The sequence below is a fragment of the Actinoplanes sp. NPDC024001 genome (genome assembly GCF_040638955.1).
GTDB lineage: Bacteria > Actinomycetota > Actinomycetes > Mycobacteriales > Micromonosporaceae > Actinoplanes.
This window is the reverse complement of record NZ_JBEZZB010000005.1, coordinates 40,986-63,490: the sequence shown is the minus strand read 5'-3', so window position 1 is coordinate 63,490 and position 22,505 is coordinate 40,986. Positions and strand designations below refer to the sequence as shown.

The window sequence follows — 22,505 nt, the reverse complement described above, 5'->3', positions numbered from 1 at the left end:
CGTGTGGGCCCAGCGGCCGCGCGTCACCACGGGAGTGGTGGTGTCCGGGGCGCGATAGCCCGTACCGGGAAAGAGGGTGAGTGGGAAGCCGGGCTGGACCGGCGGGGGTTTTCAGGCCATCAGCAACATTGCTGTGGTACCCATCACCACCAGGAGCAGGACTGCGATGAGCAGGCCCTTTTCGGCCGAATCGGCGGTTTCGGGCATGGTCGTGGTGGCCAGCGGCTCGCTGCTCATGTGATCCACTCCTCCGCGGGATCGGGGGGTCGCCGCTCGGCGTGCGAGCGACGGGCGGGAGGCTTACGGTGAGGGCGTCGTCGACCTCGAAGGGGTTGCAGTGCCGCCGCAGGAATGGCTTCTCACCGCTGCCGAACGCGGCAACCCGGACACCTCCATACCCACATGGAACACCGGAAACACGGCTGAACCACTTATTCACGGGCAAATGTACTTCGATCGGCTGGTGGCCGAGGTCGAGGCACTGGAAGCCGGTGATCACCTCTTCTTCACCGACTGGCGCGGTGACCCGGACGAGCGAATGCGCGACGGCGGTCCCACGATCGTGGAGCTGTTCGCCGCGGCCGCCAAGCGGGGTGTCGTGGTCAAGGGCCTGCTCTGGCGTTCCCATCTGGACAGGCTCGCCTACAGCGAGGAGGAGAACCGCACGCTGAGCGACGACATCGAGGCGGCGGGCGGCGAGGTGCTGCTCGACCAGCGGGTCCGCCGGGGCGGCTCGCACCACCAGAAACTGGTGGTGCTGCGCCATCCGGGGCGCCCGGAGCTCGATGTGGCGTTCGCCGGCGGCATCGACCTGTGCCACAGCCGGCGCGACGACCCGGATCATCACGGTGACCGGCAGGCGGTGCGGATGGCGAAGGCCTACGGGCCGCATCCGCCCTGGCACGACGTGCAGCTGATGCTGCGCGGCCCGGTGGTCGGCACGCTGGACACCTCGTTCCGGGAGCGGTGGAACGACCCGGCGCCGCTGGACCAGCACGGGCCGATCTCCACCACCACCGACATGCTGCGGCACGAGGACATGCGCGCCGACCGGCTCCCGCCGCAGCCGCCGGACCCGCCGGAGTGCGGGACACACACGGTGCAGGTGCTGCGGACCTATCCGGCGATGCGCCCGGCCTACGGATTCGCCAAGCTCGGCGAGCGTTCGGTGGCCCGCGGCTACACCAAGGCGATCAAGCGGGCCCGGCGGCTCGTCTACCTGGAGGACCAGTACCTGTGGTCCAAGGAGGTGGCGCAGCTGTTCGCCGAGGCGATGCGGGACAACCCGGAGCTGCACCTGGTCGCTGTGGTGCCGCGGCACCCGGACGTGGACGGAAGGTTCGCCCTGCCGCCCAACCAGGTCGGCCGGGAACAGGCGGTCGAGCTGTGCAAGCGGGCCGCCGCCGACCGGGTGCACGTCTTCGACCTGGAGAACCACGCCGGCACCCCGATCTACGTACACGCCAAGGTCTGCGTGATCGACGACGTGTGGAGCAGCGTGGGCAGCGACAACTTCAACCGTCGTTCGTGGACGCACGACAGCGAGCTGTCCTGCGCGGTCCTCGACGGCACCCGCGACGAGCGGGAACCGGCCGACCCGGCCGGGCTCGGTGACGGTGCCCGGCGGTTCGCCCGGGAACTGCGCCTGGCGCTGATGCGCGAGCACCTGGACCGGGCCGACGGCGACGACGCGGACCTGCTGGACCCGGGCTCGGCGATCGAGGCGATGACCGCCGCGGCCGACCGGTTACGCGACTGGCGCGACGGCGGCCGGCAAGGGCCCCGCCCGCCGGGGCGGCTGGTGCCGCACGAGACGAACCGGCTGCCGTGGTACCAGCGGTGGTGGGCGATCCCGGCGTACCGGCTGGTCTACGACCCGGACGGCCGGCCGTGGCGGGAGCGCCGCGCCGCTCACTGGTGAAGATCGATCCGCATCACCGCGCGCCGCGGGGTGGGGCGGCTGACCTCGGTGAAACCGGCCTCCAGGAAGATCCGGTGGCTGCCGACGTAGAGCTCGCCCCAGCTGTACTCCCGGCCGGTGACGGTGACGATCGGATAGCCCTCCAGGGCATGGACGCCACGCTCACGCGCGAACGGCACCGCGGCCGCGGCGAGGGCCCGGCTCACCCCCTGCCGCCGGAAGCCGGTGCGGGTGACGAAACAGGTCACCGCCCAGACGTCCGGATCGGTGGGGTTCTCGTCGCGCCCGGCCCACGGCACCCGGGCCGTGGCCAGGCGCGGATAGACGGTCCGCGACTCGACCGCGCACCAGCCGGCCGGTTCGCCGTCCACGAACGCCACCAGGCCGCTGGTCGACTCGGCGGCCGGGTCGTCGCAGCCGGTCTGCTCGTGCAGCCGGCGGGCCCGCTCCCCGACCGGGACGGCACGCCACTCGGCTGCCGTGATCTTGAACCACTGGCACTGGCACCGGGACGGCTCACCCCGGGTACCGAAGATCGCCTGCAGGTCGGCCCAGGACGCCTCGTTCGCCGGAACCACCGAGATGCCCATGACACCGCATCCTAGGGGCGCCGGGTCAGATGCCAGGCCCGTGGAACCCAGATCGGGGCGGCCGGATCGCCGTCGAGCGTCATCACGGCCCGCCACGCCCGCATCGGGGGGCGGCCCAGCGACCACCAGCGCCCGGCGAGGGCCACCGCGACCGCGGTGTACCGCTCGGCGTCCGGCCCGGAGGAGAGGACCGAGCCGTCCGGCAGCATCGCCGCGCCGGCGCTGCCGCTGTCGTCGAGCAGCGCCAGATAGCTCTGGTCCCGGGACGGCACCGCGGCGTGGGTGACCCGGCGGTGCCAGGCGCCAGCCGCGAACCAGAGGTCCCGGTAGGCGAGCGCGTCCAGGGCCGGGTCCCACCGGGCCGGTGCGGTCTCGGTCATGTCGCCCAGGGTGGCGGGTGGCGGGTGGCTGCCCCGGTGACGGGCGGTCAGCGGGCCGGCGGCGCTCATGAAACCGGCGGGGCAGACGACCGCGGCGGCCGGGCCGTCGGCGCCGGTGCGCACGGCCAGGACCGGGTGGGTGCCGGCATGCTCGACCGGGGCCACGATCAGGCCGTCCGGTTCCAGCCGGTCCAGCCAGTGCGGGGAGACGCCGGCCACGCCGACGGTCACGATGATCCGGTCGTAGCGGTCGTCCGAGCCGGTGGTGTAGCCGTCGGCGGTGCTCACCCGTACCCCGTCGATGCCGGCGCGGGCCAGCGCCGAGCGCGCCCGGTCGGCGACGTCGGCCTGCACGTCCACTGTGGTCACGGTGGCGCCCAGGGTGGCGAGCAGGGCGGCGTTGTAGCCGGTGCCGGCGCCGATCTCCAGCACCCGCGCGCCGGGGCGCACGTCCAGCGCGTCCAGCATGATCGCCATCAGTGAGGGCTGGCTGGAGGAGCTGCACGGGCGGCCCTCGTTGAGCTTGGTGACCAGCACGTCGTTGCTGTAGACGGTGGGCAGGAACTCCGGGTCGGCGGGCAGCACCCGGCGGCCGTCGCCGCGATGGAAGCCGTCCGGGACGAAGACCTCCCGTGGCACCGCGGCGAACGCCGCGGCCAGGGCCGGGGTCAGTGTGACGCCGTCGCGCCGGATCTGGTCGAGGTAGTGCCGGCGGGCATCTTCCATGCCTGCCACGGTACGTCTCACCGCTGCTCGACAGCGGCCCGAAGACAGTCCGGAACGTCGCCGGCATGGTACGGCCACTCCGCCGGCTCGATCCGGGTGAGGAAATCGGCGTAGGTCACCGCCCCGCGCAACGAGGCGACCGGCCGCAACAGCTCGACGGCCCGCAGCGCGTCGCATCCCGGCCAGCGCGCCGCCCAGTCGCTCAGCACCGCCGGGTCGTCGGTGAGTCGCAGCACGTCGAAGGCCGGGTTGCCGACGCCCGAGTCACCCCAGTCGACGATCACCGGCGGGCCGTCGCCGTCGGTGCGGACGTTGCCGGGGTGCAGATCACCGTGGATCAGCGTGTCCGGCAGGCCGCACGCCGCCACCTCGGCGAACCGTTTCGGCAGGCCGTCGATGAGCTCGGCGAGCCCGGGCAGGTCGTCGAGGTAGGGCTCGGCCACCGCCGCGAACCGCTCGGCGTCGAGCCGGTGGTCCGGGAGCCCGGCGGCGATCAGCTCGGCCGCCCGCCCGGCGAAGTGCTCCTGCACCGGGTGGAAGGCGGCGGCCACCTCGGCACACAGGTCGGGGCCGGCGCCGTAACGGTCGTCGCCGGGCACGTGCGCGAGCAGCATCCGGCCGTGCTCGCCGGCCGCCAGCAGGTACGGGACCAGGCCGGGCGCCATCGCGTCGACCCGGCGCAGCACCTCCGCCTCGTGCGTGAAGAAGTGGGGCACCTGTTTGAGCCAGGCGGCCGTCGTACCGTCCGGCAGGTCGAACCGCCAGATCGCCGACAGGTTCCAGGTGCGCTGCTGGCGGGCGACCGTTGCGGTGACGCCGATCCGGTCCAGCGCGCCGGCCGCCCAGGCCAGCGACGCGGCCGGGCCGCCGACCTCGGCGTACGGCGCGCGCCGCGGGTGCGGGGCGAGATCGGCGCCGGCCGGGATCAGCCCCGCCGGGCGGGCCGTGGTCTCGGCCAGGTAGGTCACGTGCCCACCGGGCGGCGCGGGGCGGTCACCGTGCAGCAGCCGCAGCACGGTCACGTCCACCCCGGCTCCGGCGACCACGTCGGTCACCTCCTGCCACCACGGTGTCGCCACCGGGAACGGCGGCAGCGCGCCGAGCAGCTCACCGGCAGGGTCGACCAGGACCAGGGAAACGGTTCGCGTCACCGTCGCATTCTCGCCCACAGGTGCGCCCGGTCGGCGCGGCCGTGCAGACGCAGCCGGGCCATCCCGCCGTCGGGGAAGACGTCCAGCCGCACGTGGGTCACCTCCGGCCCCTTGACCAGCCGGAACCGGTGCGGGGTGTCCGGGCGCAGCGCGGTCCTCGCCAGCAGCTCGACCTGATCGCCCTCGGCGGTGATCCCGGTCAGCGCGGCCCAGCCCGGTGCGTTGCCCTTGAAGTGGCTGGTGTCCAGGTCGGCGAAGCGCAGCCGGGCCGGGGCGGCGAGCCGCACCAGCACCCAGTCGTTGCCGTCGTCGCGGCGGCGGGACGTCTCCCAGCCGTCGCCCATGTCGCGGGCCAGACCGGGCATCAGCATCCGCTGCGGGTTGCCGTAGAACATGTTGCTGCAGTCGACGACGCGGCCGCCGTACTCCGCCGCGGCCACGTCGAAGATCTTCGGCAGCAGCGCCGGATCGGGCACCACCTCGCCGTGCACGCGCAGCCGGGCCACCCCGCCGTCCGGGAAGATGCGCAACCGCACGTGGGTCCAGCGGCGCCGGTCGGTGACCGGGAACAGGTTGTGGCTGTCACCCTCCAGCGGCGAGCGCGGCACCAGCTCCACCCAGTCGGCGCCGGCCAGGTCCGCCGGGCCCGGATAGCCGGGGACCTCGACCGCCTCGACCGCGGCGAACGGCGGATAGTTGCCGGTGAAGAACGCGGTGTCCACGTCGACGCCGTGGATCTGCCCCGGCGCGCCGAGCCGCACGATCGCGAAGTCGTGCCCGGTCTCGCGACGCCGGCGGGTCTCCCAGCCGTCGTAGACCTGCCCCTTGTGGTCGAAGGTTCGCGGGGCGTGCCCCGGCGGGTGCGGCAGGACCAGATGGTCGGCGGCGGCGAAGAACTCGTCGTTGGCGGTGACCACGCCGCCGCCGAAGGCCCGGGACGCCAGGTCGGGCAGGGCGGTGAAGTCCGCCATCAGTGCTCCCCTCGGACAAGGAAACGGCCGCCGGCCCGGCTGCCGGTCACCGCGCGACCGCGCAGCCAGGTCGTGCGCACCACACCCCGCAGGACCATTCCGGCGTACGGGGTGACGGGGTTGCGGTGGTGCAGTGCGTGCGGGTCGACGGTGAGCCGGTCGTCCGCGGCGAACGCCACCAGGTCGGCGTCGGCGCCCACCGCGATCCGGCCCTTGTGCCGCAGGCCCACCAGGTCGGCGGGGCGGCGGGCCATCCAGTCGGCCACGTCGGCGAGGGTGTGCCCGCGGGCCGCGGCGGCGGTCCAGATCACCGGCAGCCCGAGCTGCACCGAGGCGATCCCGCCCCAGGCGGCGGCGAAGTCACCGGTGTCGCGCCGTTTCAGCTCCGGCGTGCAGGGCGAGTGGTCGCTGACCACACAGGTGATCAGCCCGTCGGCGAGCGCGGCCCAGAGCAGGTCGGCGTTCGCGGAGTCCCGGATCGGCGGGCAGCACTTGAACTCGGTGGCGCCGTCGGGGATCTGTGCGGCGTCCAGGGTCAGGTAGTGGGGGCAGGTTTCGGCGGTCACCCGTACGCCATCGGCTCTGGCCCGGGCGATCAGGGGCAGCGCGGAGGCTGCGGAGAGATGCAGGATGTGCACGCGCCGGCCCGCGGCGCGGGCCACCGCGATCGCGGTGGCGACCGCGGCATGCTCGGCGTCAGCCGGGCGGGAGGCCAGGAAGTCGGCGTACGTGGCGGAGCTCGCCGCCGTCCGCAGGTGGTGGGGGTCCTCGGCGTGCACGACGAACAGCGTGTCCACGGCGTGCATCGCCTCGGCGAGCTGGGCGGCGTCGACGGGTGGGAACTCCGGCACACCAGAGTCGGCGAGGAACGCCTTGAAGCCGAAGACCCCGGCGGCGTGCAGGCCGGGCAGCTCGCCGGCGTTGCCCGGGATGGCGCCGCCCCAGAACCCGACGTCCACGTGGCACTGGCCGGCCGCCGCCGCCTGCTTCACCTTCAGCGCTGCCGGGTCGACGGTGGGCGGCAGGCTGTTCAGCGGCATGTCGACGATCGTGGTGACCCCGCCGGCCGCCGCCGCCCGGGTCGCGGTGGCGAAACCCTCCCACTCGGTGCGGCCCGGCTCGTTGACGTGCACATGCGTGTCCACCAGGCCGGGCAGCAGGGCGAGATCGCCGAGGTCGGTCTCGGCGGCGGCATCGACCGGGGTGCCGTAGTCGTGGACCGCGACGATCCGGCCGTCCGCGACCGCGACCGCCGCCGGCCGCACGCCCTCGGGCGTCACCACCCGCCGGGACCGCACCACCAGATCAACCATGGACTGACCCTACTCACGCTTTGTTTCACCGGGCGTCCATCCGGCCAGCCGGGGATATCGTTACCGGCGGTAGCGGAGTAGCCTCCCGCACCATGGTGCGACGGTGGAGGCTGGCGGCGCTGACCGCGGCCTGTGGAGTGCTCATCGCCTCGGTCAAGATCGGTGACGGCTCCCCGGGCTCCGCGGCCTTCGTGATGCTGATCTTCCTGGGCCTGGCGATCGCGGTGTCACCGCAGGTCTTCCCGCGTCCGGAGACCGCCGCGAACGCGCGGCTCGACGGCCGTCCGGTGGTCTACTGGCGGCCCGGCTGCCCGTTCTGCATCCGGCTGCGGGCCCGGCTCGGCCCGGACGCCGCCCAGTTGCACTGGGTCGACATCTGGAACGACCCGGAAGGCGCGGCGGCGGTCCGGCAGATCACCGGCGGTGACGAGACCGTACCGACCGTGGTGATCGCTGGTGAGGGCTTCGTCAACCCGGACCCGTCCTGGGTCCGGGATCAGATCGCCCCGGCCCAGACCTGACCCACGATCCGCTCAGACCGGAACGTCATCGTCGTCGGCGTGCGTCCAGCCGACGAAGCGGTGGAAGAGCTCGGCGGGCGGGCGGCGCGGCAGATCGATCATCGCCCGGTCCAGGTTGCCCCACATGTACATGGCCAGCGAGACCCGGTCGGCGCCGTCGGTGAGATGAGCCCGGGCCGGGGCGCACGGCCAGGCCCGGCCGCAGGCCCGGCAGTGCCACGACGGCCGCTGCCAGGTGTGTTCGAGCGCCGTGGCGCCCCGCTTCCATGGTGTGAACGTGATGTATCGCAAATGAGTCCCTCCCCGTGCCGGGCGCGCCCGTGGGGTAGTACTCCCCTCACCCGCCAAAGGTTCGACCCGTGTGAATTCCCGGCGCGATTGGCACCCCGGCTCGCACACTCCGCTCCGTGTGAAGTTCGGGTGGGTCAGGTGGCGAGCTCGGTCAGGTGCGGGCGGGGGAAGCCGGCGTCGGTCAGCGCGCCGCAGTCGAGGCCACGGAGTAGGTAGCCGGCCAGGGCCCGGGCGGTGGCGGGCTCGTCGGCGACGCCGCTGTCCTGCCGGTCCAGATAGCGGCGCAGGCGGTCGACGGCGGCGTCACGACCGTCGCGGAAGAACGCGTAGGTGGCGGCGTAGCGGCTCGGCAGCTGAGCGGGGTGCAGGTCCCAGCCCTGGTAGAAGCCGCGTTCCAGGGAGCGGCGGACCAGGCGGTGATGCAGGGTCCAGGCGGCGTGCACCTGGTCGCGGTTGCCGACCGGCAGGATGTTCGTCGAGCCGTCGGAGAGTCGCACACCGGTCTGCGCGGCGGCGGCCTGCATGACCGCTTTGGCGTAGTCGGCGACGGGGTGCTCCATCGACTGGTAGGCCGCCGCGACCCCGGCCGCCGCACTGTAGTCGTAGGTGCCGTAGTGCAGCCCGGTGCACCGGCCGGCGGCCGCGGTGATCAGGCGGGCCACCGTGGCGGTGCCGTCCGCGGCGAGCACCGCTGACGGCAACTCCACCTGAATCTCGAAGGTCAGGGCGCCGGTGCTCAGCCCGTACGCTCGCTCCAGCTTCTCGCAGAGAGTGACCATCGCAGCGACCTGGTCGCTGCCGCTCACCTTGGGCAGGGTGATGGTGAAAAGGTTCTGGTAGGACTCGAGGAAGAGATCGAGGGTGCGCAGCGAGCGACGGCGCGTGGCGGCTTCGAGCGACTTGATCCGGACGCCGAGGAACGGCGGGCGCGGGCCCGCGGTGAGGATCGTGGCCGCTTTCCTGACGGCCGCGTCCTCCTGGTCGTCGTCGCGCACGCCGTAGCCGTCCTCGAAGTCGACGCGCAGATCCTCGATCGGCTCGCGGTCGAGCTTGGCCCGCACCGCCGGATCCGGCCACGGGAAGTCGTGCTCGTCCATCGCGGCGATCGCGATCGTGCCCCAGTCGCGGAACCCGTCGAGCCGGTCGGCGGGCACGTAGACGGTGTGCACGGGCTGCCGCCCGGCGCGTTCCCCCGGGTACCGGTCCCGGAGGAACGCGTCGTGGGCAGCGAGGCGCCCGTCGATCTGTTCGTAGTCATGATCGGACAGGCGCATGCGAGGTCTCCGCGGGTCAGTCGATGGAGTCGTAGGCGGCGCTGGTCAGGAAGTCGGCGAAGTCGTCGGCGAGGGCGACCCGCTCGAACAGCTTGCGGGCGTCGTCGTAGCGGCCGGCCGTCCAGGCCTCGTCGCCGACCTCGGCGCGGATCTTCGCGAGTTCCTCGTCCTCGATCCGGCCGACCAGTTCGGCGGTGATCGGGGTGCCGTCCTCCAGGCGCACCCCGTTGTGGATCCACTGCCAGACCTGCGAGCGGGAGATCTCGGCGGTGGCCGCGTCCTCCATCAGGTTGTGGATCGCCACCGCGCCGTTGCCGCGCAGCCAGGCCTCCAGGTACTGCAGCGCCACGTTGACGTTGTTGTGCAGGCCGGCCCGGGTGACCGCGCCGCCGGTGCCGGCGACGTCGAGCAGGTTGGCGGCGTCGACCGCGACGTCCGGGCGCTTCTTGTCGAGCTGGTTCGGCTTGTCGCCGAGCGCCCGGTCGAAGATCTCCTTGCAGACCGGCACCAGGTCGGGGTGCGCCACCCAGGAGCCGTCGAAGCCGTCGCCGGCCTCGCGCTCCTTGTCCTCTCGGACCTTGGCCAGGGCCACCTCGTTGACCTGCGGGTCGCGGCGGCTGGGAATGAACGCGGCCATGCCGCCCATCGCGAAAGCGCCGCGGCGGTGGCAGGTGGAGACGAGCAATTCGGTGTACGCCCGCATGAACGGCGCCGTCATCGTCACCGAGGCCCGGTCCGGGAGGATCATGTTCGGGTTGTCCCGGAAGTACTTGATGATGCTGAACAGGTAGTCCCAGCGGCCGGCGTTGAGCCCGGAGATGTGCGGGCGCAGCGCGTGCAGGATCTCCTCCATCTCGAACGCGGCCGGGATGGTCTCGATCAGCACGGTGGCGCGGATGGTGCCGACCGGGATGCCTCTTTGCTCCTGGGCATAGGTGAAGACGTCGTTCCACAGTTCGGCTTCCCTGTGGGACTCCATCTTCGGCAGGTAGAAGTAGGGGCCACTTCCCCTGTTGATCAACTCGGCCGCGTTGTGGAAGAAGTAGAGGCCGAAGTCGACCAGCGCGCCGACGGCCGGTTCGCCGTCCACCGGCAGGTGCCGCTCGTCCAGGTGCCAGCCGCGCGGGCGCATCACGATCGTCGGGTACGGGCCGCCGTTCAGCTCGTACGTCTTCTTCTCGGTCTCGAGGGTGATCGTCCGCCGGATCGCGTCGTAGAGGTTGCGCTGGCCGTCGACCACGTTCTCCCAGTGTGGGGTGTTCGCGTCCTCCAGGTCGGCCAACCACACCTTGGCACCGGAGTTCAGCGCGTTGATGGTCATCTTCCGCTCGGTCGGCCCGGTGATCTCGACGCGCCGGTCCTGCAGGTCGGCGGGGGCGGGCGGGGCGGACCACTCGGCGGCGCGGATGTCCGCGGTCTCGGCGAGGAAGCCGAGACCGGCCCCCGCGGCGATCTCCGCGCGGCGGGCGGCGCGAGCCTGGAGAAGCTCGTTACGGCGCGCCCGGAATCGCCGGTTCAGGTCGGCGACGAACGCCACCGCCTCGTCGGACAGGATCTCGGTCATCGTTGACGGTTCCTCTCGGTGTGGTTACTCCCCCGTACCGTAATCGAGCATTATTCACACCCCGGTCTTCGTCCGCTGCAGGGCCTCCGGGTGGCGTCGATGTTGCCACCGCCGACGGCGTTGCGCAGCGCGCCGCACGGTGGCCCGGGAATGGCTGCGAACGGCGACAAAAGCCGCGGCCAGGGTGCCGATGTTGGCGGCGATCTCAGCTACCGAGGTCCAGTAGTTCATGCGGTGGTGCTCCCTGTCTGTTCGGCAGCCGGGGTCATCGCTGGATGACGGCCACCGGCTGTCGTTGGCTTCCCGGCGGGCCCACCCCTGCCTGCTCCCGGCCGGCCATCGCTGGCCTTCGCGGCATGGCCGTTCGGTCCTTTCGCGGCCGGGCCGTGGCCGGCATTCGTGGCCGGTCCGTCGGGTCGGGCCTTCGCCGGGTGCTGGTTGGGCCGGAACAGTGGAGCATCGGCGGGAGGTGTCCGGCGAGCGGATCGGACGCATCCGGACGGGCTGTCCGGTGCGGCGGCGACGGGTGGCGTGAAGCTCACCGGCGTGGATCCCGGCAACGTGGAAACGGCCGCCGAACTCGCGGCCGCGCTCGATCGGCTGGTCCGCGGACGCGGACTGTCGCTGCGTGACCTGGCGAAGGAGGCGCGGAAACGGCAGGCCGCGTTGCCGCCGAGCACGGTCAGCGACGTGCTGCGGGGCCGGACGGTGCCGGCGCCGCAGACGCTCGGCACGTTGCTGAGCGTGCTCGGGGTGGCGGCGGCGGAACTGCCGCGGTGGCTCGCCGCCCGGGAACGCGCGGCCGGATCCGGTGGTGTCCGGGCGCCCGGGGCCGTGCGGGTGCACACGACCCGGGGGCGGCTGCTCGGCGTGCACGCGGCTATCGCGGGTGGGGCGGGGCTTCCCGCGTACGTCTCCCGGGATCTTGACGAGCGGCTGCGGGCCGCGGTCGCGGCGCCCGGTCTCGTCGTGCTGGTCGGCGGATCCTCGGTGGGTAAGACCCGGTCCGCGCACGAGGCGGTGCGGGCGACGCTGCCGCAATGGTGGCTGGTGCATCCGGCCGGCGCCGCGGCCGTGCACGCGCTCGCCGCCGACCCGCCGCCGCGCACCGTGATCTGGCTGGACGAGCTCCAGCACTATCTCGACGGGCCGGAACCGTTGCGAGCGGCACCGGTCCGGGCGCTGATCGAGGCGGGCGCGGTGCTGGTCGGCACGTTGTGGCCGGACGAGTACACGATCCGGACCACACCGCGGACACCACACCAGCCGGACCCTTACGCGCAGGACCGGCGCCTGCTCGACCTGGCGCAGGTCATCGACGTGCCGGACGCCTTCAGCGACGCCGAACTCGGCCGGGCCGAGGCTCTGGCCGGCGACCGGCGTATCCGGATCGCGCTGGACACGCCGGACGCCGGGTTCACCCAGGTGCTGGCCGCCGGGCCGGAACTGGTGCGTCGCTGGGAGCAGGCCCCGCAGTGTTACGGGCGGGCTGTGCTCACCGCGGCGATCGACGCCCGGCGGGTCGGCTGCCACGCGCCGCTGACCCGCGAACTGCTCGAAGCCGCGGCGCCCGGCTATCTGCACGGCCCGGAGCAGGCCGCCGCGCCGGCCGACTGGCTGGATCAGGCCCTCGGTTACGCCACCGCCCCGCTGCACGGCGCGACTTCCGCGCTGGTGCCGACGCCGGCCGGCATGGGACAGACCGCCGGATGGACCGTGGCCGACTACCTGTTCCAGCACGCCCGCCGGGTACGCCGGACCGCACCCCTGCCGGACGTCGTCTGGCAGGCCCTGGTGGCGCTGCACCACCCGAGCGACACGGCCCGGCTCGCGGACAACGCGGCACGCCGGGGCCGGTGGGCCGAAGCGTCCGCCCTCGGCGGTCCGAAGCCCGCGGCGCACCGGCTCGCGATCCTGATGGGCGGGCAGGTCTGCGCCGAGGAGATGCGCGAGCGGGCCGGCACCGACGATCAGGCATATCAGCAGGCCGCCCGGCTCGCCGCCGTCGCTGATCTCGGCGAGCTGCGCCGGCTGGCCAACGCGGGCGACCACGCCGCCGGAAACTGGCTGGTCCGGGTGCTCATCCGGCAAGACCGGGCCGAGGAGGCGATGGGACTGCTCCGCAAGGCCGCGGACGCCGGATCCACGCCGGCCGCCCGGCGCCTGGCCGAGATGCTGGCCGCGGACGGCCGGATCACCGAGGCGGCGGCCGTGCTGCGGGAACGCGCCGACGCCGGATCGGTGGGCGCGGCCCACCAGCTCGTCGGCCTGCTCAGCCGGCACGGCAGGTTCGACGAACTGACGGCCGAGATGGCGGCGGGCACGGCGGGCGCAGCGGTCACGTTGCGGTCCGCCGCGGTCCTGGTCCCTCGGGGCTGATCCCGGCAGCCTTCTCGCGGTGCCGCCGCCGAGGCGTGCCGACGCTGACGAGTTCTCCATGCCCGGCCCGCCGCGGTCGGAGGTCGTCGTCGCTGGCCCATTCCCCCGGCCCGGCCTGCTGCGTCGCTGAGAACCCGCTCGCCGCACCCTGCCTGCCGCGCCGCTGAGAACCCGCTCCCCGCGCCCAGTCTGCTGCGTCGCCGAGTCATCGCCGCCGCCCGGGCTACGCGGTCGCGTCGAGCAGGCGGCGGTGTGCCCGCTGAGCCTGCCGGGTCAAGGTCTCCTCGTCCGCGTTGGCCAACTCGCCGCGCTCGACCACCGGCTTGCCGCCGACCAACGCCAGCTCGACCCGGGCCGGCGGGCCGAAGACCAGCGCGGCCACCCGGTCGTCGATGCCCTCGTGGCCCAGACCGTCGAGTCGCCACAGCACCAGGTCGGCCAGCTTGCCCACCTCGACCGAACCGAGGTCGTCCTGCCGGCCCAGACAGCGGGCGCCGCCGATGGTGCCGAGCCGCAACGCCTCCCGCGCGTCCATCGCCTTCGGCCCGCCGCGCAACCGTGCGGTGTAGAGCGCCTGCCGCAACTCGGCCCCGAGGTGTGAGACCTCCTGCGAGGCCGCGCCGTCCACCCCGAGACCCACCGGAACGCGGTGATCGAGCAGCTCACGCACCCGCGCCATACCCGCCCCGAGCCGGGCGTTGGAGCTGGGGCAGTGCGCGACCCCGGTCCCGGTCGCGCCGAGTCGGGCGATGGCTGTGTCGTCCAGGTGCACGCCGTGCGCGAGCCAGACGTCGTCGCCCAGCCAGCCGACGCGTTCCGCGTACTCCACCGGGGTGCAGCCGAACTTCGCGCGGCAGAACTCCTCCTCGTCGTCGGTCTCGGCTAGGTGGGTGTGCAGCCGGACGCCCCTGCGCCGAGCCAGTCTCGCGGCCTCCTCCATCAGCCGGGTGGTGACCGAGAACGGCGAGCAGGGCGCCACCGCGATCTGCAGCATGGCGTCCGGCGACGGGTCGTGCCAGCGGTCGATCGCGGCCTCGGTGGCGGCGAGCGCCTCGTCGGTCTCCTCGACCACGTTGTCCGGCGGCAGGCCACCGTCCCTGCGGCCCAGGTCCATCGAGCCCCGGGTCGGGTGGAACCGCAGCCCGATCGCGCGGGCGGCCTCGATCTCCGCCTCCAGGACGTCACCACCGTCGCGAGGGAAGACGTAGTGATGGTCCATCGACGTGGTGCAGCCGGAGAGGGCGAGCCAGCCCAGCCCGGCACCGGCCGCCGCGCCGACGATCTCGGCGTCCAGCCGGCCCCAGATCGGGTAGAGCGTGGTGAGCCAGCCGAAGAGCGTCTCGTCCAGCGCGAGACCGCGGGTCGCCCACTGATAGAGATGATGGTGCGTGTTGATCAGCCCGGGCGTGAGCAGGCAGCCCGTGCCGTCGATCCGCTCGCCGGGCTGCTCGCACCGGCCGGACCCGACCTCGGCGATCCGGCCGTCGTCGCCGACCACCACATAACCGCTCGGGTGCTCGGTGCCCGCCGCGTCCACCGTCGCGATCGCGGCGTTCTCGATGATGATCACAGCCACCACTCCGTCAGGGCCGGGGGCACGTCGTCACGGGTCACGGTGCCCTCGATCAGCCCGTAGGGGCGGTCGCCGGCGATGAAGACCTCGTTCGGATTGTCCAGACCGAACGGTGACAGGTCGACCAGGTAGTGATGTTTGTTCGGCAGGGCCAGCCGCACCTCGGCGACCTCGGGCCGCTGCTCCAGAAGCCGACGGCCCATGGCATAGAGGGTCTGTTGCAACGAATAGCTGTAGGTCTCCACGAAGGCGGTCTTCAGCGCATCGAGCGCCCCCTCGAAGGACGCGCCCCAGTCAGCCGCGTCGGCCAGGTGCCGCCAGTGGGCGTCCACCGCGGTGGCCAGGATGCGGTCGGTCGCCTCCGGCAGCGTGGTGAACCGGTCCCTGACGAAACCGTGGAACTCCGACGCCGTCGAGTTGAGCAGCACCAGGCCGGTCACTCCGGAGACCACCTGCGCGGCGTCCCCGGTCACGGTCACCACGGTGGTCCGGGTGTGGTCGCCGCGGCGCTGGAACGAGTGCGGGCCGAGGCGATCCCAGGCATAGGACTCGATCGACACCTTCGCCGTGTGCACCTGCGGCTGCGTGTTGACGAAATGCCGGCCCAGCAGCAGGGCGAACGACTCCGGCTCGCCGACGCCGTGCTCCTTGGCGAACGCATAAACCGTGTTCTTCATCGTGTCGGTCGGCAGGACACCGGAGTTGTCGCCGGTCAGATGCGTCCCGGTCAGATCGCCGGAGAGCGCGACGCTGACGTTGAGGTCCACCAGGGCGTGCGTCTCGCCGTCGCGGTGCACCCGGACCAGCCGGGTCTCCGCCTTGCCGTAACGATTCGGTCCGAGCACGATCGCCAACGCGTCAGCTCCCTCGATAGGTGGTGTAGCCGTAACGGCTGAGCAGCAGCGGCACGTGATAGTGGCGCTCCGGGTCGTGCACGTGGAAGGCGACCGTGATCTCCGGGAAGAAGCAGTCGCCGCCCAGATAGGGCTCCACGTAGAAGAACAGGCGGTAGCCACCGGCCTGCCACTCGTGCATGGGCACCCGGTAACGCAGGCGGCCGTCGTCGTCGGTGCGCCCCTCGGCGACGGTGAGCCAGCCGTCGGAGTCGCGTCGCTCCAGCCGGACATAGACGTCGCGGGCCGGGTCACCGGTCACGGTGTCCAGAATGTGCGTCGAGATCCGCGCGTGGAACTGGGCGGCGGTGCCGTCGTCAGAGGGCATCGAGCACCCGCTCCAGCCGGAGCAGCGCGATCTTGCGCAACTCGTCCCGCACGATCGGCTGCTCGGTCTCGGCGTCGTTGCCGAGCCGCTCCTGGGCAGCCGCCAGGATCTCGGCCTGGCTCCGGCCGCTCGCGAAGATCAGGAAGACGTGGCCGAACCTGGCCTCGTAATCCTGATTGGCCTTGATCAGCGCGCCTTTCGTGGTGTCGTCGGCGCTCTGCGCCGCGGCCAGCTGCTCAGCCCGGGACCAGGAGGCTTCTTTCGACTCGCCGGCGGCCCGCTCCCCGATGCGTGGGTGCGCGGACAGGCCCTGCAGCACATCGGGCCAGCTCAGCGATCTCGCGGCGGCATCGGCCGCGGCGAGCAGCTCGGCCCGGTCACGGTATGGCCGCTTGGCGACGATCTCGGCGCCCCAGGACGGTGCCGCCAGACAGGCCAGCAGATCCTCCGTCAGGCGCTCGGCAGGCAGCGCGTTGAAGGTCTCCACCGCACTCACTCCGTCACCCCCTCGATCATGATCAGTCAAGCAGGATCGGCCCGTCGCCTGCAGGGGCAGACCGAAGAATTAACACGGCCACCCTGCCACGAATCCCCGCCCGAAACATGGCCGGCCGCGCAAGCCTGTGGACAACGGCGAGCTGTGGACAACTCGCGGTTCTGTCGGAGGGATGGGTCAGACTGGCCCGGTGCTGATTCCCGCGGACGCCCTGCCTGACCTTCCGGTCCGCCCCGCCCTGCCGGCGGTGGCCGGCACGCTCATGAGCGCGGGCGCCGCGGTTCTGGTGGCGCCGCCGGGCACCGGCAAGACCACGCTCGTTCCGCTGGCCCTGGCCGGGTCCGGGGAGCGGGTGATCGTGGCGGAGCCGCGCAGGGTCGCTGCGCGGGCCGCCGCCCGGCGGATGGCGACGCTGCTCGGTGAGAGGGTCGGCGGCCGGGTGGGTTATGCGGTGCGCGGTGACCGGCGGGTCTCCCGCGACACGGTGGTCGAGGTGGTGACCACCGGCCTGCTGGTCCGGCGTCTGCAACGTGACCCGGAGCTGGCGGGCACGGCCACGGTGATCCTCGACGAGTGCCACGAGCGCCACCTCGACTCCGATCTGGCGCTGGCCTTTCTCGTCGAGGTCCGGGCCGCGCTCCGGCCCGAGTTGCGGCTGCTGGCCACGTCCGCGACGGCTGACTCGGCACGGCTGGCCGCTGTTCTCGGTTCGGCGGATCAGCCGGCGCCGGTGCTGACCGCCCAGGCCCGGACCTTTCCGGTGGAGGTGATCTGGGCGCCACCACCGGGGCCGGTCGCTCCGCCGAGCGGCCTGCGGGTCGATCCGCGCCTGCTCGACCACGTCGCGGCCACCACCCGCCGGGCGCTCGCCGACGGCGACGGCGATGTGCTGGTCTTCCTTCCCGGCGCGCGGGAGATCGAGACGGTCGCCCAGCGCCTCCGCGACCTCGACGCCGACGTGGTCACCCTGCACGGCCGCCAGTCCGGCGCCGGCCAGGACGCGGCGTTGCGTGCCGGGCCGCGCCGCCGGGTCGTCCTCGCCACCGCGGTCGCCGAGAGCAGCCTGACCGTGCCGGGTGTGCGCGCGGTGGTGGACGCCGGGCTGAGCCGGGTGCCGCGCATGGACCACTCCCGCGGCCTCGGCGCCCTGGCCACGGTGCCGGTCTCCCGGTCGAGCGCCGAGCAGCGCGCGGGCCGGGCCGGGCGGGAGGCGCCCGGGCGGGTCTACCGGTGCTGGTCCGCGGTGCTGCACGACCGCTTGCCGGCCCAGCCCGAGCCGGAGATCGCGGCCGCTGACCTCACCGGTTTCGCGCTGGACCTGGCTCTGTGGGGCCATCCTGACGGCACCGGCCTGGCCCTTCCCGACCCACCCCCGGCCGGCGCGCTGCGCGCGGCCACGGCCACCCTGCACGACCTGGGCGCCATCGGCCCTGACGGACGGGTCACCGCGCGGGGCCGGGCACTGGCCGGTGCCGGTCTGCACCCGCGGCTGGCACGCGCTCTGCTCGACGGCGCGGCGGCGGTGGGCCCCAACCGGGCGGCCGAAATCGTCGCCGTGCTCGATGACGACCGCTCCAGCTCGGGGGATGTCGTCGCCGCCTGGCGCCGGTCCCGCGGCGGCAGCGATCCGGCCTGGCGGGCTGAGGTCCGGCGGTTGCGCACCGCCCTGGACCGGGCGGCTGGCGGCACCGACGAAAACGACCAGCCACCGGCCGAATCGGCCGGCGTTGACGATAACGCTCGCGGCGGCTCGGCTTCGGCACGGCTGCCTGACGATCTGGCGGCTGGGCTGGTGGTCGGTCTGGCCTATCCCGAGCGCGTCGCACGGATCCGGGAACCCGGCAGCCGGGCGTATCTGATGGCCGGCGGTACCGCTGCCGATCTGCCGGACGGCAGTCCGCTCACCGGCGTCACCTGGCTTGCGGTGGCTGATGCCGACCGGACGGCCGGCTCGCGCACCGCGCGGATTCGCAGTGCCGCGCCGCTCGACGAGGCGACCGCGAGCGAGGTGGCGTCAGCGCTGCTCAGCGAGGAGACGGAGATCGGTTGGAGCGACGACGACGTGGTGGCCCGCCGGGTGCGGCGGCTCGGCGCGATCACGCTCGCCTCGGTTCGTCTCACCGACCCGGATCCTGCCCTGATTCAGGAGGCGCTGCTCACCGGCCTGCGTGAGTCCGGTCTGGGGCTGCTCACCTGGACCCGGTCGGCCGAGGAGTTGCGGTCGCGGCTCGCGTTCGCCCATGCCGCACTCGGGGAGCCCTGGCCGGATGTCTCCGACGCCGCGCTGCTGGCGAGCCTGCCGGACTGGCTTCACCTCGGCTCCTCCCGTCGTCGCGCCGACCTGGCGAAACTCGACGTCACCGCCGGCCTGCGCCGGCTGCTCCCCTGGTCGGTGGCGGGCCGGCTGGACGAGATCGCGCCCGAGCGGCTGCCGGTGCCGAGCGGTTCGCAGATCCGGGTCGACTACTCGGATGCCACGGCGCCGGTGCTGGCGGTCAAGGTGCAGGAGGCGTTCGGGTGGCGGGAGGCGCCACGGTTGGCCGACGGCCGGGTGCCGGTGCTGCTGCATCTGCTGTCCCCGGCCGGCCGGCCGGTCGCGGTCACGCGTGATCTCGGCTCGTTCTGGGTGCAGGGCTATCCGCAGGTGCGGGCCGAGATGCGGGGCCGCTATCCGCGTCACCCCTGGCCTGAGGACCCCACCACCGCGGTGCCGACGAGGCGGGCGAATCCTCGCTCCCGATGAACGCCGCACCGCAGCGAGCGCCGGGCTGATGCGGTGAGCGCGGACAGCGTGAACCGAAGCGCCGGACGGACACCGCAGGCGAGGCGTGCTGGAAGGCGCCGGCAAAAGCCCGTGCTGCTGGCGCAACCCCTCAGTTCGTCAGGGCGGTGATCGGGGCCGGAGGGCCGTAGAGATAACCCTGGCCGAGCGGGCACCCCAGTTCCGCGAGCGCACGCGACCGCTCCGGCGTCTCCAACCCCTCCGCAACCACCGTGATGCCCAGCTCCGCGCAGATCGCCAGCACCGAGCGGCACAGCGCGCCCGCCCGGTCCGGCTCGGCCCCGAAGTCGGTCAGGGTGGAGTCGAGCTTCACGATGTCGACCGGGATCGAATGCAGCTGGGCCAGCGCGTTGTATCCGCTGCCGAAGTCGTCCAGGGCGACCCGCACGCCGAGCGCGCGCAGGCGGCCCACGACCTCCGCGGCCCGGGGCAGGTCGGGGATGCGCAGCGTCTCGGTGATCTCGATGATCAGCCGCTCCGCGGGCACGCCGTGCCGCTGCAGGGCGGCGGTCACCGCGTCCTCCAGACCTTGCTGGCCGAGCCGGCCCGCGGAGACGTTGACGTGCAGGTCGATTGGGCGGCCGAAGCGCGCCGCCAGGGTGGCCGCGTCCGCGCAGGCCCGGTCCAGCACGAAGTCGTCGATCGCCGCCACCAGGCCGGTGCGTTCCGCCATGGTGACGAACACGTCGGGGTGCACCCGGCCGGCCACCGGATCGGTCCAGCGGGCCAGCGCCTCCACCGCCACGGTCGCGCCGTCGGACAGCCGGACTATCGGCTGGTAGTGCACCTCGAAGCCGGCCGCCGCCGGGCTGCCGCCCTCGGCCAGCGCGCCGGCCAGCAGCTGCGGCAGGTCCGCGTTCGGCAGCGTGTCGCGCGGCCCGGTGTAGCGGATCAGCGCGCCCTTGCCGTGGCGTTTCACCGCGTACATGGCGGCGTCCGCGCGGCGCAGCAGGATGTCCGCGGAGAGCCGGTCGCCGGACTCGGCGGTCACCAGCCCGATGCTCACGCCGACGCCCACCGAGCGGCCGTCGATCACGTACGGCTCCCGCAGGGTCGCGAGGACCCGCTGGCCGATCGCTTCCGCCTCCGCCGACCAGCTCCACCCGGGCTCCGGCGGCGACGGCGGGGGCGCGGTCCGCCGGGGAACCCAGTCCGCGTTGCCGGTCACCCGTACCCCGGCCGCTGACAGCACGTACCGCCGGCCGCCTATGCGCTGCCGGACCATCGAGCGCAGCCGGCCGCCCGCGGGTCGCGCCGGCGGCGCGGGTTCTCCACCCTGGTCGAGCACCACCGCGAACTCGTCACCGCCGAGCCGGGCCACCAGGTCGGTGGAGCGTACGCACGACCGCATCCGCTCCCCGACCGCGTGCAGCACCCGGTCCCCCATGGCGTGCCCGAACGTGTCGTTGATCAGCTTGAAGTCGTCCAGGTCCGCGAAGATCACCGCGACCGGCGCCTGCGACCGTTCGTGCGCCTCCACCGCCAGCGCCAGCCGCTCTTGGAAGAGCGCCCGGTTGGCCAGCCCGGTGAGCGGATCGTGGTACGCCTGGTGGTGCAGCCGCTCCTGCGTCTCGGCGACCCGGTCGAGCAGCACCGTGTTGTCCATGATCGTGAGCATCTGCCGGGTGACGACCAGGGCGAGCCCGAGCCAGCCGAGATATGCCTGGAACGTCGTCAGCGGATCCCCGGCGACGGTCCGGGCCGCCAGCACCACCCCGGTCACCAGCACCGGCCCGTACGGCAGCAGCAGATGCAGCCAGTCCCGTTCGAGGAGCGCCGCAGCCGGTCGCTGCACCACCGGCCGGGCCGGGCTGAGCGCCGCCGACGTCAGCAGCGCCGGCCCGAGCACGTATCCGGCGGTCTGCAGCCACAGCGGGCCGGCGCCGAGGAGCCGCACCGTGTCGGCCGCGCCGAAGGCGAGCAGCGCCGCACCCGCCAGCCGCAGCGGGCGCCGCCCGGCCGGCGAGTCGGGCCGGGTGGTCAGCAGCAGCCCCACCATGGTGAGCAGGACCAGGTCGGCCACCGGATAGGCGAGCAGCGCCGCCCCGACCACGTCGTCCAGCGGATCCCCCGGGAACACCGACCAGATCAGCGCCAGCACCGAACCGGTGATCAGCACGCTGTCGATGACCAGTGCGATCTGGTCCCGCCGCGGCGAGGTGGGCACCGGGCGTGGCCGGGTGTGTGTCGAGGCGAGCAGGCCGGCCAGCATGCACGCCGGCAGCACCAGGAATCCGATGTCGGCGATCGCCTCCGGGCTCTGCCGGCCGGCGCCGGACAGGTCCTGCACGACCCACCAGAGCCGGGTCAGGGACCAGACGAGCAGGCCGGCCGCGGCCAGGTGGCGCCAGCGCCGGGGTACGCCGGTGCGGTGCCGGGCCGCCGCGAAGCAGACGCCCGCGGCGCCGAGCCCGGCGAGAAGCTGCACCGTGTCGCTGTAGAGGCGCGGCGAACCGGGAACCAGTTCGCCGAGGGCGACCACCACCAGGGCAAGCGCCAGCATGCCGACCAGTCGCACCGTCGTGATCACCACCAGAGTCCCAGCCGCGATCTTGCGGCCGGAGTAAGGTACCTGGTCAGCGAAGCGGGGTCAGTCCCCGGCGGTCACGTCAGCGATGATCACCGTGACGTTGTCCGGGCCGCCGCCGCGCAGCGCCAGGTCGACCAGGCGCTCGGCGCAGGATTTCGGGTCCGGGATGGCCCGCATCTCCTGCTCCAGGATCGGGTCCGGGACCACGCCGGTGAGGCCGTCGCTGCACAGCAGCCAGCGGTCGCCGCGCTGCGGCTCCACGATCACGTACGCCGGGCTGACCGGCTCACCCTGCAGCACCCGGGTGACGACCGCCCGGCGCGGGTGCCCGGCCGCCTCCTCGGGTTTGAGCAGACCCTGGTCGATCAGCATCTGAACGTACGTGTCGTCCTTGGTCAGCTGGTTGAGCCGGCCGTCACGCAGCAGGTACGCCCGGGAGTCACCGACGTGCGCCATCGCCGCCCGCTCACCGTTGAAGAGCACCGCGGTCAGCGTGGTGCCCATGCCGGCGAGCGACGGGTCGGCGGCGACCGTCTCGGCGATCCGCCCGTTGGCCACTTCGAGCGCCTTGTGCAGCGCGTCCATCTGGTGCTCGGTGTCGATCGGGACGTCGAGCGAGACCATGGCGTCGATGGCGATCCGGCTGGCCAAGTCGCCGGCTGCCATGCCGCCCATGCCGTCCGCGACGACGAGGAGCCGGTCACCGGCGTAGTGACAGTCCTCGTTGTTGCTCCGGACGTGTCCCTGATCGGTGACGCCCGCCCACCGGAGGTGCAAGGTCATGGCGTGCAGCCTGCCAGGTCGATGCTCGGCTGTCTGCAC

Annotated in this window: 20 protein-coding genes; 4 read left to right on the top strand and 16 right to left on the bottom strand. The window is 73.1% G+C overall.

The window, feature by feature from the left end:
- Nucleotides 1-111: 111 nt before the first annotated feature.
- A complete protein-coding gene (locus AB0F81_RS03905) occupies nt 112-237 on the bottom strand; it encodes a hypothetical protein (RefSeq protein WP_360190492.1) in 126 nt (41 codons plus the stop codon).
- A 100-nt stretch (nt 238-337) separates the two neighbouring features.
- On the opposite strand from AB0F81_RS03905, the gene AB0F81_RS03900 reads away from it, so the two are divergent.
- Nucleotides 338-1,921 carry a phospholipase D-like domain-containing protein gene (locus tag AB0F81_RS03900; protein ID WP_360190489.1) on the top strand — a complete coding sequence of 528 codons (1,584 nt, stop codon included), beginning with the start codon at nt 338-340 and terminating at the stop codon, nt 1,919-1,921.
- Here AB0F81_RS03900 and AB0F81_RS03895 read toward each other — a convergent pair.
- Genes AB0F81_RS03895 through allB form a run of 5 tightly spaced genes read right to left on the bottom strand, consistent with a single transcriptional unit; the run spans nt 1,912 to nt 7,052 of the window.
- Nucleotides 1,912-2,511 carry a GNAT family N-acetyltransferase gene (locus AB0F81_RS03895; protein WP_360190486.1) on the bottom strand — a complete coding sequence of 200 codons (600 nt, stop codon included), beginning with the start codon at nt 2,509-2,511 and terminating at the stop codon, nt 1,912-1,914. The genes AB0F81_RS03900 and AB0F81_RS03895 overlap by 10 nt on opposite strands.
- Nucleotides 2,512-2,522: 11 nt before the next feature.
- Nucleotides 2,523-3,617 (bottom strand): methyltransferase domain-containing protein, encoded by a 1,095-nt coding sequence (locus AB0F81_RS03890; protein WP_360190483.1) that lies wholly within the window; start codon nt 3,615-3,617, stop codon nt 2,523-2,525.
- A gap of 17 nt (nt 3,618-3,634) precedes the next feature.
- The gene (locus tag AB0F81_RS03885) at nt 3,635-4,768 is read right to left on the bottom strand and encodes a phosphotransferase (RefSeq protein ID WP_360190481.1); all 1,134 of its coding nucleotides are present in this window, start codon (nt 4,766-4,768) and stop codon (nt 3,635-3,637) included.
- On the bottom strand, nt 4,765-5,739 hold the full coding sequence (alc, locus tag AB0F81_RS03880; RefSeq protein ID WP_360190479.1) for an allantoicase: 975 nt from the start codon (nt 5,737-5,739) through the stop codon (nt 4,765-4,767). The genes AB0F81_RS03885 and alc overlap by 4 nt, the downstream gene beginning before the upstream one ends.
- Entirely contained in the window at nt 5,739-7,052 is a 1,314-nt protein-coding gene (allB, locus tag AB0F81_RS03875; protein ID WP_360190476.1) for an allantoinase AllB, read from the bottom strand. Before allB ends, alc begins: the two co-directional genes overlap by 1 nt.
- A 92-nt stretch (nt 7,053-7,144) precedes the next feature.
- On the opposite strand from allB, the gene AB0F81_RS03870 reads away from it, so the two are divergent.
- The gene (locus AB0F81_RS03870) at nt 7,145-7,573 is read left to right on the top strand and encodes a glutaredoxin domain-containing protein (protein ID WP_360190474.1); all 429 of its coding nucleotides are present in this window, start codon (nt 7,145-7,147) and stop codon (nt 7,571-7,573) included.
- 12 nt (nt 7,574-7,585) lie between these two features.
- Here the strand turns inward: AB0F81_RS03870 and AB0F81_RS03865 are convergent, their stop codons facing one another.
- From AB0F81_RS03865 to AB0F81_RS03850, 4 genes are all read right to left on the bottom strand, one after another.
- Nucleotides 7,586-7,864, bottom strand: coding sequence for a hypothetical protein (locus AB0F81_RS03865; protein ID WP_360190471.1), 279 nt, complete (start codon nt 7,862-7,864; stop codon nt 7,586-7,588).
- A gap of 134 nt (nt 7,865-7,998) precedes the next feature.
- The gene (locus AB0F81_RS03860; protein ID WP_360190468.1) at nt 7,999-9,138 is read right to left on the bottom strand and encodes an aldolase/citrate lyase family protein; all 1,140 of its coding nucleotides are present in this window, start codon (nt 9,136-9,138) and stop codon (nt 7,999-8,001) included.
- Nucleotides 9,139-9,154: 16 nt separating this feature from the next.
- Complete coding sequence (gene aceB / locus AB0F81_RS03855; RefSeq protein ID WP_360190465.1) at nt 9,155-10,702, bottom strand: malate synthase A; 1,548 nt, start codon at nt 10,700-10,702, stop codon at nt 9,155-9,157.
- 54 nt (nt 10,703-10,756) lie between these two features.
- Nucleotides 10,757-10,933 carry a hypothetical protein gene (locus AB0F81_RS03850; protein WP_360190462.1) on the bottom strand — a complete coding sequence of 59 codons (177 nt, stop codon included), beginning with the start codon at nt 10,931-10,933 and terminating at the stop codon, nt 10,757-10,759.
- A gap of 315 nt (nt 10,934-11,248) precedes the next feature.
- Between AB0F81_RS03850 and AB0F81_RS03845 the strand changes: the two genes are divergently transcribed.
- On the top strand, nt 11,249-13,081 hold the full coding sequence (locus AB0F81_RS03845) for a helix-turn-helix transcriptional regulator (protein ID WP_360190459.1): 1,833 nt from the start codon (nt 11,249-11,251) through the stop codon (nt 13,079-13,081).
- A gap of 223 nt (nt 13,082-13,304) precedes the next feature.
- Here AB0F81_RS03845 and AB0F81_RS03840 read toward each other — a convergent pair whose 3' ends face one another.
- Genes AB0F81_RS03840 through uraD form a run of 4 tightly spaced genes read right to left on the bottom strand, consistent with a single transcriptional unit; the run spans nt 13,305 to nt 16,371 of the window.
- Nucleotides 13,305-14,651, bottom strand: coding sequence for an 8-oxoguanine deaminase (locus AB0F81_RS03840; protein WP_360190456.1), 1,347 nt, complete (start codon nt 14,649-14,651; stop codon nt 13,305-13,307).
- Nucleotides 14,648-15,508, bottom strand: a complete 861-nt coding sequence (pucL, locus tag AB0F81_RS03835; protein WP_360190453.1) for a factor-independent urate hydroxylase — start codon at nt 15,506-15,508, stop codon at nt 14,648-14,650. The genes AB0F81_RS03840 and pucL overlap by 4 nt, the downstream gene beginning before the upstream one ends.
- Nucleotides 15,509-15,512: 4 nt before the next feature.
- Entirely contained in the window at nt 15,513-15,875 is a 363-nt protein-coding gene (uraH, locus tag AB0F81_RS03830; protein ID WP_360190450.1) for a hydroxyisourate hydrolase, read from the bottom strand.
- Complete coding sequence (gene uraD / locus AB0F81_RS03825; RefSeq protein ID WP_360190447.1) at nt 15,865-16,371, bottom strand: 2-oxo-4-hydroxy-4-carboxy-5-ureidoimidazoline decarboxylase; 507 nt, start codon at nt 16,369-16,371, stop codon at nt 15,865-15,867. Before uraD ends, uraH begins: the two co-directional genes overlap by 11 nt.
- Before the next feature lie 196 nt (nt 16,372-16,567).
- On the opposite strand from uraD, the gene hrpB reads away from it, so the two are divergent.
- A complete protein-coding gene (gene hrpB / locus AB0F81_RS03820; RefSeq protein ID WP_360190674.1) occupies nt 16,568-19,114 on the top strand; it encodes an ATP-dependent helicase HrpB in 2,547 nt (848 codons plus the stop codon).
- Between the two features lie 130 nt (nt 19,115-19,244).
- Here the strand turns inward: hrpB and AB0F81_RS03815 are convergent, their stop codons facing one another.
- Nucleotides 19,245-21,686 carry an EAL domain-containing protein gene (locus AB0F81_RS03815; RefSeq protein ID WP_360190445.1) on the bottom strand — a complete coding sequence of 814 codons (2,442 nt, stop codon included), beginning with the start codon at nt 21,684-21,686 and terminating at the stop codon, nt 19,245-19,247.
- Between the two features lie 57 nt (nt 21,687-21,743).
- Nucleotides 21,744-22,466, bottom strand: coding sequence for a protein phosphatase 2C domain-containing protein (locus tag AB0F81_RS03810; RefSeq protein ID WP_360190442.1), 723 nt, complete (start codon nt 22,464-22,466; stop codon nt 21,744-21,746).
- Nucleotides 22,467-22,505 lie beyond the last annotated feature (39 nt).